This window comes from Pseudomonas sp. LY-1, from assembly GCF_053502595.1.
The window spans coordinates 3,645,425-3,658,932 of record NZ_CP094353.1 but is presented as its reverse complement, the minus strand read 5'-3'; the positions used below and the strand labels follow the sequence as shown (position 1 = coordinate 3,658,932).

At 63.0% G+C, this 13,508-nt stretch carries 11 protein-coding genes; 9 read left to right on the top strand and 2 right to left on the bottom strand.

All coding sequences use genetic code 11. The features are described 5' to 3' along the window. Positions 1-41: 41 nt before the first annotated feature. Positions 42-3,623, top strand: coding sequence for a magnesium-translocating P-type ATPase (gene mgtA / locus MOQ67_RS16675; protein ID WP_198717893.1), 3,582 nt, complete (start codon positions 42-44; stop codon positions 3,621-3,623). A gap of 14 nt (positions 3,624-3,637) precedes the next feature. Here the strand turns inward: mgtA and MOQ67_RS16670 are convergent, their stop codons facing one another. Next, positions 3,638-4,135 (bottom strand): BCAM0308 family protein, encoded by a 498-nt coding sequence (locus MOQ67_RS16670; RefSeq protein WP_017845773.1) that lies wholly within the window; start codon positions 4,133-4,135, stop codon positions 3,638-3,640. A gap of 253 nt (positions 4,136-4,388) precedes the next feature. Between MOQ67_RS16670 and groL the strand changes: the two genes are divergently transcribed. The 6 genes from groL (at position 4,389) to MOQ67_RS16640 (ending at position 9,453) form a co-directional block, all read left to right on the top strand. After that, positions 4,389-6,008, top strand: a complete 1,620-nt coding sequence (gene groL / locus MOQ67_RS16665) for a chaperonin GroEL (protein ID WP_177033223.1) — start codon at positions 4,389-4,391, stop codon at positions 6,006-6,008. Positions 6,009-6,062: 54 nt separating this feature from the next. Continuing rightward, on the top strand, positions 6,063-6,623 hold the full coding sequence (locus MOQ67_RS16660) for a nitroreductase family protein (RefSeq protein ID WP_046484235.1): 561 nt from the start codon (positions 6,063-6,065) through the stop codon (positions 6,621-6,623). A 126-nt stretch (positions 6,624-6,749) separates the two neighbouring features. Further along, positions 6,750-7,361, top strand: a complete 612-nt coding sequence (locus MOQ67_RS16655) for a Spy/CpxP family protein refolding chaperone (RefSeq protein ID WP_104903163.1) — start codon at positions 6,750-6,752, stop codon at positions 7,359-7,361. A 30-nt stretch (positions 7,362-7,391) separates the two neighbouring features. Beyond that, positions 7,392-7,787 (top strand): hypothetical protein, encoded by a 396-nt coding sequence (locus tag MOQ67_RS16650; protein WP_026139877.1) that lies wholly within the window; start codon positions 7,392-7,394, stop codon positions 7,785-7,787. 47 nt (positions 7,788-7,834) lie between these two features. Further along, positions 7,835-8,719, top strand: a complete 885-nt coding sequence (locus tag MOQ67_RS16645; RefSeq protein ID WP_017845778.1) for a universal stress protein — start codon at positions 7,835-7,837, stop codon at positions 8,717-8,719. 44 nt (positions 8,720-8,763) lie between these two features. After that, positions 8,764-9,453 carry a phosphoribosyltransferase gene (locus MOQ67_RS16640; RefSeq protein WP_169883549.1) on the top strand — a complete coding sequence of 230 codons (690 nt, stop codon included), beginning with the start codon at positions 8,764-8,766 and terminating at the stop codon, positions 9,451-9,453. A 21-nt stretch (positions 9,454-9,474) separates the two neighbouring features. Here the strand turns inward: MOQ67_RS16640 and MOQ67_RS16635 are convergent, their stop codons facing one another. After that, positions 9,475-10,821, bottom strand: coding sequence for an erythromycin esterase family protein (locus tag MOQ67_RS16635; RefSeq protein ID WP_198718249.1), 1,347 nt, complete (start codon positions 10,819-10,821; stop codon positions 9,475-9,477). A 275-nt stretch (positions 10,822-11,096) separates the two neighbouring features. Here MOQ67_RS16635 and MOQ67_RS16630 point away from each other — a divergent pair, with 275 nt between their 5' ends. Together MOQ67_RS16630 and polX are read left to right on the top strand one after the other, a co-directional pair. Then, complete coding sequence (locus MOQ67_RS16630; protein WP_167331348.1) at positions 11,097-11,630, top strand: c-type cytochrome; 534 nt, start codon at positions 11,097-11,099, stop codon at positions 11,628-11,630. Beyond that, the gene (gene polX / locus MOQ67_RS16625; RefSeq protein WP_198718243.1) at positions 11,627-13,414 is read left to right on the top strand and encodes a DNA polymerase/3'-5' exonuclease PolX; all 1,788 of its coding nucleotides are present in this window, start codon (positions 11,627-11,629) and stop codon (positions 13,412-13,414) included. The genes MOQ67_RS16630 and polX overlap by 4 nt, the downstream gene beginning before the upstream one ends. The last annotated feature ends 94 nt before the right edge of the window (positions 13,415-13,508 follow it).

Here is a 13,508-nt window from a genome sequence, read left to right as displayed (position 1 = left end):
GCCAGAATCGGACTCTCTGCTGATTCGCTCAGGGGCACGGCATGCCTGTCAAACCGCCCACTGCTGGTTTCATCGATCCGGCTGTACCTGAAGAGGAACAGCATTACAGCCGTTCCGCGCTGTGGCTGACGTGGCTGCTCGGCGCCGCGATGTTTGCGACAGTGGTCGGCGTGGCGCTGCAATTCACCGACGTCGAATCCTTCACACGCTTGCTGACCCAGGCAGAGCCGCTGTGGCTGGTCGGCGCCCTGGCGTTGCAAGTCTTGACGTATATGGCGCAAGGGCAGGTCTTTCGGGTGGTGCTCAGGGCCGGGACGCAGCCGCTTTCACTCTGGGAGGCAGGCAAACTCAGCGTGATGAAGCTGTTTGTCGATCAGGCCCTGCCGTCCTCCGGCATCAGCGGCGCCTTTGCGGTCGTGGCCTCCTTCGTCCGCCTCGGGTTCGCAAAACCGCTGGTGCTGGCGAGCCTGGTGCTGGATTTGTCCGGGTATTTCCTGGCCTATGCGGTGTCGGTCGGCGTGGCGTTACCGGTGGTGATCTTCCAGGGCCATGCCACGCCTGCGGTGATGACGGCGTGCCTGGTGTTCGTCGCCGTCAGCCTGTTGCTGGCAGTGGTTACGCCAAGGCTGGCCGGCAATCGGCGCCTGGTCGCGCATTTGCCGGGGCGACATTTTCCGATTGTCGCCAGAATTGCGTCATTGCTCACCGGGGCCGACAAGCAACTGGTACGCAGCCAAGGGTTACTCTGGCGGATTACCTTGCTGGAATTGGTGATCATTGTGCTCGACAGCGCCACATTGTGGGTGCTGGTGCGCGCGCTGGGTGTGTCCGCGCCGCCGTTGGGGCTGTTTGCCGGTTTTATGCTGGCCAGCGTGCTGCGCAGTATCGGCATTGTGCCGGGCGGGCTCGGCGCCTTCGAAGCGGCGGCGGTCGTCACGCTGCATTGGGTGGGGGTGAACATTGCGGTGGCGCTTTCCGCCACGTTGTTATTCCGCGGGCTGACGTTCTGGTTGCCGATGCTGCCCGGCCTCTGGTTGGCCCATCGTGAATGGCGATCCAACGTCAAGCCGCCCGCCCGCGTGGCAACCGGCGATTATTGGAGCCCGCCAGTCAGCCAGGTGTTCAGCAGCCTGCACAGCACGCCGCAGGGCTTGAGCGAGGCCGACGCCAACGCGCGGGTGCGCAGCGCGCCGGCCACGCCCAAAGACCGACCGCGCGGCCTGGCCCGGTTGGTGCTGGAGCAAATGCGGACGCCCTTGGTGCTGATCCTGATCGTGGGCGCGCTGGTCGCCGTGGTGGTGGGGGATTGGCTAGATGCGGCGATTGTCGGCTGCATCGTGCTGATCAGCGCGGTTCTCAGCGCCTGGTATGAAAATCGCGCCAGTACGGCGGTGGAGCAACTGCGCAGCAAGATCGCGCTGCGCGCCACGGTACGGCGCGACGGCAAGGCCGTGGACATCGCCGCCAGCGAGGTGGTGCCGGGGGATATCCTGATACTCAGCGCCGGCAGCCTGATCGCGGCCGATGGCCGGATCCTGCAGGCGCTCGATTGCTTCATCGGTGAAGGCCTGCTGACCGGCGAAACCTTCCCGGTGGAAAAATTGCCGGGCGACTGCGCCGCCGATGCCACGCTCGGGCAGCGGCATAATTGCGTGTTCATGGGCACCTCGGTGCGCAGCGGCACCGCCGAAGTGCTGGTCACGCGCTACGCCTCGGACAGTGAAATCGGGCGCATCGCCAAGACCCTGACGCTGCGCCCGCCCGAGACGGAGTTCGAGCGTGGCCTGCGTCGCTTCGGCAGCTTGCTGTTGCGGGTGATGCTGGTGATCACGATTGTGGTGTTCGGCATCAATATCCTGCTGCATCGTCCTGCGCTCGACACCCTGTTGTTTGCCATCGCGTTGTCCATCGGGCTGTCGCCGGAACTGTTGCCGGCGATCCTGAGCATCACGCTGGCCAAAGGCGCGCAACGCATGGCCGCCAAAGGGGTCATCGTGCGTCACCTCAATGCGATTGAAAACCTCGGGGCGATGGACATCCTGTGTACCGACAAGACCGGTACGCTGACCCGCGGTGTCGTGGTGCTGGACGGCGCCATGGATCTGGCGGGCAATGCCGATGCCACGATCCTGCAACTGGCGGTGTTCAACTCCAGCCTGCAGACCGGCATGCGCAACGCCATGGACGATGCGATCACCCTGGCCGGCAAAACCCTGGCGCCATGCCCCGGCGCGAGCAAGCTCGATGAAGTGCCGTATGACTTCGTGCGCAAGCGCCTGAGCGTGGTGGTCGCGAATGCGCCTGAGGCCGCGTGGCTGATGGTGACCAAGGGGGCGCTGGACAATGTGCTCGAGGTTTGCACACAGGTGCGCCGCGGCGAACAGTTGCTGGCGCTGAGCGACACCGAGCGGGCCGCCATCGCGCAGCGTTTCGCCGACTGGAGCGAGCAGGGCTTCAGGGTTTTGGGCCTGGCCACGCGGGTCTTGCCGGAACAGCCGCACTACGGCCGGGATGAAGAAAAGGCCATGACCTTCCGCGGTTTTCTGTTGTTCTTCGACCCGCCGGAGCCGGGGGTGAAAAACACTCTCGCCAACCTTGAGCGCCTGGGTGTGCAAGTCAAGATCATCAGTGGCGACAGCCATCTGGTCGCCCGCCATGTCGGCATGGCCGTGGGCCTGCCCGTGGAGCACATCATCACCGGCGCCGAGCTGGCGGCGATGAAAGACGAAGCATTGATGCACCTGGCGCCACTGACGACGCTCTTTGCCGAGGTCGACCCCAACCAGAAAGAACGCATCATCCGCGCCCTGCAGAAGACCGGGCACGTTGTCGGCTATATGGGCGATGGCATCAACGATGCCCCGGCGCTGCAAGTCGCCGATATCGGGATCTCGGTGGATAACGCCGCCGACGTGGCCAAGCAGGCCGCGGACTTCGTGTTGCTGGAGCACAACCTCGACGTGTTGCGCGAAGGCATCGAAGAGGGCCGGCATACCTTTGCCAATACCTTGAAGTACATTTCCATCGTCTCCAGCGCCAATTTCGGCAACATGATCAGCATGGCCCTGGCGTCGTTGGTATTGCCGTTCCTGCCGATGCTGGCCAAGCAGATACTGCTCAACAACTTCCTGTCCGATATCCCCTCCATGGGGATCGCCAGCGACAACGTCGACCGCGAATGGGAAAACACCCCGCACCGCTGGAACATCAGGGAAATCCGCAACTTCATGGTGGTGTTCGGGCTGGTCAGTTCGCTGTTCGATGTGCTCACGTTCGCGGCCCTGTACCTGCTGGCGGAAAAGGGCCCGGAAGTGTTTCGCAGCGGCTGGTTCGTCGAATCGCTGCTGACCCAACTGCTGACAATCTTCATCGTGCGAACCTACCGCCCGTTCTACCAAAGCCGCCCGGCCACACTGCTGTTGCTCAGCGCCGCGGCCATCGGCCTGCTGGCCGTCGGGCTACCTTACAGCCCGATCGCGTCCTGGTTCGGCCTGGTGCCCTTGCCACTGCCGATCCTGCTGACAGTGCTGGCAATCAGCCTGGCCTACATGGGCGCGGCGGAATGGGTCAAGCGGCTCTTTTACCGTCGCCAGCGGTTGAGCCGCGCTCGCGCTGCGCCGTAGCGGGGCGTGAGGGGTTACTCGTTACGTGCCCACGTGACGTTCACGCCGTACTGACTATCGCCGTAGCGGTACTGCGCCTTGCCTTTGAATGCGCCTTCCAGTGCATGCGCCAGGCGATTGGCCAGATGAATACCGGTGGTGGTCACCATCAGGTCGTCCGCCACCTCCGTCACGCGCATGATGCGCTCCAGCGCATGCTCGGCCATTTCGGTTTTTTCGGTGTTTTCGATCAGGTGGATGATTTCATCATGGTGCTTTTGCAAGAAGCCGCCCGATAGCATCAGGGTGCCGGCCGGCATGTTGTCCGCGATGCGGCGGCAGGCCGGGCAGGTGACGGTTTGGGCGTCATGCACCACCGCGTTTTCAGGTCTGTTCCAGGTCCAGTTCCCGGCCTGATACACCGCGTCGCACTGCGGGCACACCGCCGAACCTTCAACCCGCGGCAAGCAATAGGGATCATGGGGCGGCGTTTTGAACAGCTTGTTTTTCTGACTCTGCTGATACTTGTCCATGGTGTTTCTCCTGACGCATCGAGAGGGGCAAACCCACGTGTTGACGATCGGGTGGATTTCACAGGTTGATTTGGACGCTGTTTCCGCCCGAGCGGGTTGATTTTTGTCAACTCGCAGAGCGCCCGGCGACCGCCGGTGTAAGCGTCGCGGCGGGCGTCGGCAAGGGGTGTGAGTTTGTTGATAAAAGTCAACCTCGCCGCAGGCACTTCAGAGAAGCATGCAAGTTCCGTCGACGTGAGAGGAGAGCACCCTGATGGCTCACAGTAAAATCGTGTTTCGCGCGGCTGCCCGCGAGAAGATCCTCAGCGGCGCCACCCAATTGGCGGACGCGGTGCGCGTGACGCTGGGGCCGAAGTCCAAGTCGGTGTTGATGCAGAACAAGTGGGGCAACCCGACGGTCTGCAACGATGGCGTCACGATTGCCAAACGCATTGACCTGCAGGACCCCGAGGAGAACCTCGGCGCGCAAATGCTGCGCCAGGCCGCGGAACGCACGGGTGACGCGGTCGGCGACGGGACCAGCACGTCAACGGTGCTGGCCCATGCGATCCTGGCCGATGGCATCCGCAACGTGGTCGCGGGGGCCAGCGCGATCGATCTCAAGCGCGGCCTGGATCGGGGCCTGCTGCTGGTCGTCGAGTCGCTGGCGGCGCAGTCCCGCCCCGTCAGCACGCCCAAGGAAAAAGCCCAGGTGGCGACGCTGTCGGCGCATAACGACGCGGTCATCGGTCAACTGGTGGCCGACGCGCTGGAGAAGGTCGGCGTTGAAGGCGTGGTCAGCGTCGAAGAGTCCAAGACCACCGAAACGGTGGTCGAGGTCATGGAGGGCATGCGCTTTGACCGGGGTTATGTCTCACCTTATTTCGTCACCGACACCGAGAAAATGCAGGTCGAACTCGACGATGCCTGCCTGCTGCTCTGTGACCACAAGATCGGCGTACTCAAAGACTTGCTGCCGTTGTTGGAACAGGTCGCCAAAAGCGGCCAGCCCCTGGTGTTGATCGCAGATGACATCGAAGGCGAAGCGTTGACCACGCTGGTGGTCAACCACATCCGCGGCGTGCTCAAGGCCGTGGCGATCAAGGCCCCGGGCTTTGGCGACCGGCGCAAGGACATGCTGCAGGACATGGCCGTATTGACCGGCGCCACGGTGGTCTCCAACGAACTGGGGATCAGCCTCGAACAGGTCGACCTGCAGCAGTTGGGGCGGGCCCATCGAGTGGTGGTGTCGAAGGACAGCACTTCGCTGATCGGCGGCGCCGGTACACGCGCCGCGATCGACGCACGCCTGCAGCAGATCCGCGGGCAAATGGCGGCTACCACCAGCGATTACGACCGTGAAAAGCTGCAGGAGCGGCTGGCCAGGCTGTCCGGCGGCGTCGCGGTGATCCGGGTCGGCGCGCCGTCCGAAGCCGAAATGAAAGCGCGCAAGGACGCCCTGGATGACGCGATCTCGGCGACCCGCGCGGCGATCACCGAAGGGATTGTCCCCGGCGGCGGCCTCGCGCTGCTCAAAGCGGTGCCGCTGATCGCCGCCGAGGAAGCCCGGCAGGAGGGCGATGTCCGCACCGGCCTGCAGATACTGCGCCGGGCCCTGGAAGCACCGGCGCGGCGCATTGCGGAAAACTCGGCGGTGGACGCCGGCGTGGTCGTTGCGCGCATGCTGGCGGAGCCGGGCAACATTGGCTTTGATGCGTCCGCCAATACTTATGTCGACATGTACGAAGCCGGCATCATCGATCCGACCAAAGTCGTGCGTATTGCCCTGGAAAATGCGGTTTCCGTGGCCAGTATCCTGCTGCTGACCGAAGCGACCATTACCGATATCCCAGAAAAAGAACCGCCAGCCCAACCGTCGTTCCCTGAAGGTTGAGCGCCTGCTCGCGCCTTGCTTCGATTTGAATCGCCCTGATGGAGGCATGCACCCATGAACGTAACCAAGGCAATCGCCGGCCGGCGCTCGACACGTGACTACACGCCAGAACCGCTCGATGAAAAACTCATTTGTCGCTTGATCGATGCCGCCGCCCAGGCGCCCAGCGCGATGAACCAACAACCGTGGACGTTCACGGTGATCCGCGACCAGGCGCTGCTGGAGCGGGTTTCCCGCGAAGCCAGGGCCTGGATGCTCGCCACCACGCCCGCCGGAACGCACTCCAGCCACTTCCAAGCGTTGCTCAGCGAGGACAGTTTTCAGATTTTCTACCACGCGCCGGTCCTGGTGCTGATCTCGGGCAACGGGCCCAATCAGTGCATTGTCGAAGACTGTGCCCTGGCGGCCGAGAACCTGATGCTCGCGGCGTATGCCGAGGGGCTCGGGACGTGCTGGATCGGTTTCGCCCAGGGCTTTCTGAATACGCCGCAGGGTAAGCAGGCGCTCGGCCTGCCCGCCGAGTGGATACCCGTGGCACCGATTATCGTGGGGCACCCGAAGTCTGTGCCCGCGCCCATCGTGCATAAGACCCCAGAGATCCATTGGATAGGCTGATGCCCCAGGCAGGGCTACCGTTGATCCAGCGGTTGACCGGTGTCTCGGTTTTCTGACGTGGATCAGATCGCCCGCCAGGCCGGCTCCTATGCTCGGATTGAACCCACGACGTTGAGATGAGCTGAAATGAACAAGCCACGCTTGCTTGGCCAGTGCTTGCTGATCGCGGCAAGTGTTCTGCTGTTACCGTCCACCGGCGCATTTGCCAACCCCGCGATGCCAGGGTTAGGGCTAGGGCCAGGGCAGGGCGGTATGTTCCGTCACGCCTCGAATTTCGATTGGGTCAAGCATACGCAGCAGACCCTGGAAGAACTCAAGGGCAAGCTCAGCCTCAAGCCGGAGCAAATGCCCGCCTGGGAAACCTGGGCTGCAGGCGTCATCGCAGACGCCAATCAGCAAGTGGAAAAAGGCAACGCAGCCGCTGCTGACAAGGCAAGTGCCAGACAAGCGCTGAAGGACGAAACAACGCCGCAGAGAATGGCCAAAGGCATAGAGCGCCTGCGCACGCAAACCAGCTGGATGCAGGCGCAACTGGTCCGTCTGGACGCGGCTCAGGCACGCACCCAAACCTTCTACGATGCCCTCGATACCCAGCAAAAAACCATCTTCGATCTGTTCTGGACGGTGATGCATCACCGCATCGCCGATCAGGACGGTTGGCGAACGCCCATGCACATGCCCATGCACATGGCATGGCCGCAAGGGTGCGGCGGGCTCAACCCGACCAGCCAACCGTAATGCTATTCGCGAGCCTCCTGGGTAAACATCATGAACAGTGACTCAGTAAAACAGTGCGTGCTGACCGGGTTCATCCTGCTGGCTGCCGCCGTTGCATTGCCGGCGCATGCCGGGCCGCATGGCGGTGGGCATGGGGGCGGGCCAGGCTGGTGGGGGTTTGGCCTCGGCCTGGGACTGGGCTGGGAAGCCGCGCGCATCGCCACGCCGTATTACTACCCGACGTATCCGGTTTATTACTATCCCGCCCCGACGTACTACTACCCGGCCAGCCCGCCGACGGTGGTGGTCGAGCCTCAGCCCGTCACGGCTGCGCCATCGGCCTGGTACTACTGCGATTCCGCCAAAGGCTATTACCCGAGCGTACGCCAGTGTCCTGAGGGATGGCGCATGGTTCCCGCGACGCCGCCGCCTGGCCCCATCCGTTAAGACCGTGGACGCGTGGGCTGTTTTTCATTCCTCCCTGGAGCCAGATCATGAGCCAATACCAGTGTTTGTTACTGATCATCAATCCCGCCCTGCGTGACTCCCCGGCAATCGGCCATGCTGCCGCCCTGGCCAAGGCCAGCGGCGCGAGCCTGCATATTGTCGCGCTGGCAGCACCGTTGGACATCTTATTGCTACTGGCCGAGAACGTGCGTGAAAAGGCCCGGGCCAGCTACCTCGAGGACCACCGCGACTGGCTGAACGCCCAAACCAAGAATCTCCATGCCCTGGGGCTCAACGTGACCGCCCAGGTGACCTGGGCCACCAACCTCAAGCAAGACATCCTGGATTACGTCACCGAGACACAGCCCGATCTGTTGATCAAACAGGTTCAGCAAGAGTCCGCGTTCAAGCGCGCGTTCTTCACCCCGCTGGACTGGCAGTTGCTGCGCGAGTGTCCGATTCCGGTCTATCTGGTCGGCGGTGGTGGGCATGCCTTGCCGCGCATCGTCGTGGCAGCGGTTGACGTGTCGAATGTTCAACCGGCCAACAGCGCGTTGAACCAGCGCATCATTGAGCAGGCCACCAGCCTGGCGCTGCAATGCGATGCCGAGCTGCACCTGCTGTATGCCTGCGATATGTCGACGATCTACATGGCTGACATGGGCGGTATGGCCCTGTCCAATCTCAGTAAGGACCTGGCGAGCAAGGAGGAAAAAACCTTCCTCGAACTGGCGCGAGACTATGGCGTGCCTTCCGATCGTCATCACTTCGTTTTGGGCAATCCGGTTGCGGTGTTGAGTCAATTCGCCAAGGAACACCAGGTGGATGTGATCGTGATGGGCCGGGTCCAGTATCACGGCATCGAGAAGCTGCTGGGCAGTACCACCGAACACATTCTCTATCAGGTGCCTTGCGGCGTACTGGCGGTCTAGCGCGGCAAAGGCGGTGTGCAATGAAACCACAGATGAGGTGACCCATGAGTTATAGCCCTTCGCTGCAAACGCTCTGGCAGGATCGGTCGGTGGCCGGTCAAAGCCTGGTGGAGCCGTTGCTCAGATACGCCCGCCGCCCCGACGTGATCATCCTGGCCTTGCCGCGTGGCGGCGTCCCGGTGGCGTATGAGGTGGCCACGGCCCTGCAGGTGCGCCTGGATCTGATGGTGGTACGCAAGCTCGGCATGCCGTCCCAACCCGAATTCGCCATGGGCGCCATCGCCAGTGGCGGTATCCAGATCCGCAATGAAGAGGTGCTGCGGGCTCATTCGATTGATCAAGACAGTTATGACGCGGTGGTCGCCCGGGAAGCTCGCGAGTTATCGCGCCGTGAGCAGGTTTACCGGGGCACGCGGGCGCCGCTGCAGTTGAAGGATCAGGTGGTCATCCTGATCGATGACGGCCTGGCCACAGGGGCCTCGATGCTCGCCGCGATCCAGGCGGTACAGGTGCAGGCCCCGGCGCGGATCGTCGTGGCGGTGCCGGTCGCGCCGCTGGATACGGTGGAAACCCTGCGCTGCATCGTCAATGAAGTGATCTGCCCGCTGATTCCTGAGCGGATGATGTCCATCGGTTACTGGTACTCGAACTTCCCCCAGACCACCGATGCAGAGGTCATTGAGTTATTGCAGCGGGCCTGGCAACGCGAATCGACTGAAGCACACCCGCTGTAGATGCGTCGCGCCAGGTGAGCCTTACACACCGAACGGAAAGGTTTCGTCTTCCGCTTCCAGCTCCTCGTTTTTGGGCAGTGCCAGGGCCTTTACCGCCTGCGTCTGCTCGATCCAGAGCATGGCGTCGAACTGTTCGGCCAATACCGCTTCGAAGTAGTGGCTGTCGCGTTCGGTTGTGGGCCGGTAAATCACGCCAATCGCGCGTTCCAGCAGGGTGGCGGACAACACCGTGCGCAGCTCGGCGCGCTGCGGGTCGCGCCAGTCGGTCAGCGACGCCGGCACGCCGGCCTCAAGGAACTGATGCTCCCAACTGTCGGGACGGGAAGGCCGCACCGCCTTGATGAGCATCTCGGCGTCCCAATCGTCGGCCGCCGCCACGTGGCCACGGTCGGTGCTCATGCCGATCAGCACGGCGTCGCGCCCATAGGCACTGCGGCACAGCTGGCCGATGTTGAACTGGCCCTTCCAGCCCATCTCCGTGGCAGCCGCGTTGCCGATATGCGAGTTGTGCGCCCAGACCACCGCTTTGGCCTGCGGGCCCCGGTGTTCCAGCAGGGCGCGCAGGGTGTCGAACATGTGGCGGTCACGCAGGTTCCACGACGCGGTCGAGCCGCGATAGACGGCGCGGTAGTACTGTTCCGCCGCACGCACCACGCGGGCGTTTTGCGTGGCGTTGAAAAACCCTTCGTCATCCTGGATGAGCCCGGCCAATTGCTTGGCCAGCATCACGTTGAGTTGTTCGACCACCTGCGGTTCACAGGGCATCAGGCCATTGCGTTCGACGAAGTGACCGTACAAGGCCGGGTCATCCTGCCAGGGCGTCAGGCAGCCGTAGCGCCGCCGTGCTTCTTGGGCCAGTTGCGGGTCGACGCTGTCCAGATAGTGCAGCACCTCATGGATCGAGTTACGCATGCTGTAAACGTCGAGGCCACGGAACTCCACACGGTCTTCACTGGCGCGTTGATGGTTGTAGCGGTGCAGCCAGTGGGCAAAGGCTTTGACCTCGGCGTTGCGCCACATCCAGGTGGGGAAGCGGCTGAAGATATGGCGTTTCCAGGCCGACGGGGCCAGCCCTCGGACGTACTTGTCAACATGCCCTGCATCGGGCCAGTCGGCCTCAACGGCGACGATGGAGAAGCCATGCCGCTCAATCAAGCGTTGCGTGATGGCGGCCCGGGCGCGATAGAAATCACTGGTGCCGTGGCTGGCTTCGCCGATCAGCACCACCCGCGCATCCGCGTAGCGATCGAACATTTCGCCGAACGCTGCAGAATCGAACGCCGGCAGAGGCTCGGCAAATTGGCGCAGGACCGCTGCGATGGCGGTTCTATCGACCTGCCGAGACGCGCCATAGTGTTTATCCAGCATGCGTTGGGCGGGTGTGCTCACGGCCGTCGTCCCCTTCAGTGTTTATCTATTCCTACACCCTGACCCAGGTGAATCATTGAGTTTTGTCAATAAAGCCTGCACGGCCTTGAGCCAATGTGGCTGAACCCGGTACGCGCCGGCTACCGACGCGGCTCATGGAGGCTTGTGATATGAGGTGCTCTATCAATCGATCACACCTGACGCTTGCCCTCTGTGTGGTGGCCCTTGTGGGCTGTACCGACACCCGCGACCGGGCATCGCAAAAAACCGCGTCCATGCCCGCGCTGGCCTTGGTAAACGACGTGTGTTCGCTGTGCCACGGGCTGACGGGGGAGTCGGTATCGCCGTTGTTTCCCAAATTGGCCGGCCAGCAAAAAGACTACCTGAAGCAGCAGTTGACGGATTTAAAAAACCATACGCGCATGGATAAAGCCTCGACTCAATACATGTGGGGCTTTACCCATTTGACCGAATCGCAGATCACTGAACTGGCGGACTACTATTCAAAACAGCCGGCCATGCAGGCTGAAGCCGAAACGCCTGACGCGCGGGGCGAATTGATCTTTCGCCACGGCGTGCCGGAATCCGGCATCGCTCAGTGCAGCGCCTGTCATGGCGCCGAGGGCCGGGGCCATGGCCAGACCCCACGCGTGGCAGGCCAGCATGCCGCGTACATGATTCGCCAGATCCAGGTGTTTCAACAGGCCGACCTGCGTGAGCGCGGTGACCTGACGAGCCAGATTGCGCACACACTGTCGGACGCCGATGCCGAGGCAGTCGCGCATTACATGGCCAGGCTGGGGCCATGAAGCTCACGGCCGCACCGCAGGCACCCAGCACACCGACGTCTGCGGTCAAGCGCTCGCAGGCGGTGAGCAATGAGGACATTGCCGCGGTGTTTGACGATATCGCCGACCTGCTCGAAATCGATGACGCCAACCCGTTTCGCATCCGTGCTTATCGGGTTGCGGCGCGCACGCTGAGGGCGCTGACGGTCGAGTTGGCGCCGCTCATTGCGCGTGGGGAAACCTTGCCGAAACTGCCGGGCATCGGCGTCGATCTGGCGGCCAAGATCAGTGAAATCGCCAGCACCGGGGATTGTGCGCTGCGGCAGCGCCTGCGCTCGACATTGCCGCCTGGGCTGGTTGAACTGCTGTCCATCGCCGGCCTCGGCCCCAAACGCATCAAACACCTGTATCACGGCCTGGGAATCGAAACCGCGCAGCAACTGTGCGAGGCCGCCGAGCAGGGCCACATCCGCCATGTGCCCGGTTTTGGCGAAAGGCTCGAGGCGCGCTTATTGAGCGCCGCGCAGAAGGGGCTCGGAAAGGATCGCCGGTTGCCGCTGGGCGTTGTCGAGCCCGTGGCGCTGCAGTTGATCGAGTATCTGCGTCAACTGCCCGGGGTCGAGGACGCGAGGCTGGCCGGCAGTCTGCGGCGCATGCGCGATACCGTGGGCGACATCGACATCCTGGTGGCGGCAGCGCCCGCAGTGGTGGTCACTGCACACCTGATCAGGCACCCGGAGGTGTCCACCATATTGGTCAAAGGCCGCACGCGGGCCAGTGTCGTACTGGACTCCGGCCTGCAAGTCGACGTGCGGGTGGTCAAGCCCGCGGATTGGGGCGCCGCGCTGGTGTATTTCACCGGCAGCAAGGCGCACAACATTGCGATTCGCAAGCAGGCGCGGGAACAGGGCTTGAAGCTCAACGAGTATGGCGTGTTCAAGGGCCAGGAACGCCTGGCGGGTGCCACGGAGGTCTCGGTTTATCAGGCCCTGGGGTTGCCGTGGATCACGCCGGAGCTGCGCGAAGATCGCGGTGAGGTCGCGGCGGCACTCAGCGGGCGTTTGCCCAAGCTGGTGGAAGTGAGTGATCTCAAGGGTGACTTGCACGCGCACACCTGCGACGCGGATGGCGCCAATACCCTGGAACAGATGGCACTGGCCGCGCAGCAAGCCGGGTTGGAATACCTGGCGATCACCGATCATTTCCTGGACAGCGAGCGGCTGCTGAAGCAGATCGACCAGATCGATGCGCTCAACGCCCGCCTGCGCGGCATCACCTTGCTCAAGGGCGTTGAAGTCGAGATCCTGGAAGATGGCAGCCTGGGGCTGCCAGACGCTGTTCTCGCTCGCCTGGACCTTGTGGTGGGCGCGGTCCACACGCATTTCAACCTGACGCTGCGGCAACAGACGCAACGCCTGCTCAGGGCCATGGATCATCGCTATTTCACGCTACTGGCGCACCCGCTGTGTCGCCTGATCAATCAGCGCGCGCCGTTGAACATGGACCTGTCGGCCGTCATCAGGGCCGCTTCTGCACGCGGCTGCTGCCTGGAACTCAACGCGCAACCCCAGCGCATGGACCTGTTCGACCTTCAATGCCAATACGCCAAAGACCAACACGTGCTGATCAGCATCAATTCGGATGCCCAGCGCACCGCGGATTTTGCGTACTTGCGCTACGGCGTCGCGCAAGCCCGGCGTGCCTGGCTGGAAAAGGGCGATGTACTCAATACCCGTTCGCTGAGCGCGCTGAAGTCGTTGTTGGCCGCTACGGCAGGCGGGCGTTCGCAAGGCGCCGGGAACTGACGGTTCGGTCTGATTCTTGGTCGAAAGTTGACAAAAATCAGAGCCCCGCACCGACGGCGCCGGATACTTGAACCGTAGCCGGAGCGTTCCTGCT

What these genes read in the sequence shown, in the direction of transcription:
- MOQ67_RS16635 (WP_198718249.1), bottom strand. Translation starts at nt 10,821, where the DNA reads ATGCTGGATAAACACTATGGCGCGTCTCGGCAGGTCGATAGAACCGCC.
- MOQ67_RS16655 (WP_104903163.1), top strand. Translation starts at nt 6,750, where the DNA reads ATGAACAAGCCACGCTTGCTTGGCCAGTGCTTGCTGATCGCGGCAAGT.
- MOQ67_RS16645 (WP_017845778.1), top strand. Translation starts at nt 7,835, where the DNA reads ATGAGCCAATACCAGTGTTTGTTACTGATCATCAATCCCGCCCTGCGT.
- MOQ67_RS16670 (WP_017845773.1), bottom strand. Translation starts at nt 4,135, where the DNA reads ATGGACAAGTATCAGCAGAGTCAGAAAAACAAGCTGTTCAAAACGCCG.
- MOQ67_RS16650 (WP_026139877.1), top strand. Translation starts at nt 7,392, where the DNA reads ATGAACAGTGACTCAGTAAAACAGTGCGTGCTGACCGGGTTCATCCTG.
- MOQ67_RS16630 (WP_167331348.1), top strand. Translation starts at nt 11,097, where the DNA reads ATGCCCGCGCTGGCCTTGGTAAACGACGTGTGTTCGCTGTGCCACGGG.
- MOQ67_RS16660 (WP_046484235.1), top strand. Translation starts at nt 6,063, where the DNA reads ATGAACGTAACCAAGGCAATCGCCGGCCGGCGCTCGACACGTGACTAC.
- groL (WP_177033223.1), top strand. Translation starts at nt 4,389, where the DNA reads ATGGCTCACAGTAAAATCGTGTTTCGCGCGGCTGCCCGCGAGAAGATC.
- mgtA (WP_198717893.1), top strand. Translation starts at nt 42, where the DNA reads ATGCCTGTCAAACCGCCCACTGCTGGTTTCATCGATCCGGCTGTACCT.
- polX (WP_198718243.1), top strand. Translation starts at nt 11,627, where the DNA reads ATGAAGCTCACGGCCGCACCGCAGGCACCCAGCACACCGACGTCTGCG.
- MOQ67_RS16640 (WP_169883549.1), top strand. Translation starts at nt 8,764, where the DNA reads ATGAGTTATAGCCCTTCGCTGCAAACGCTCTGGCAGGATCGGTCGGTG.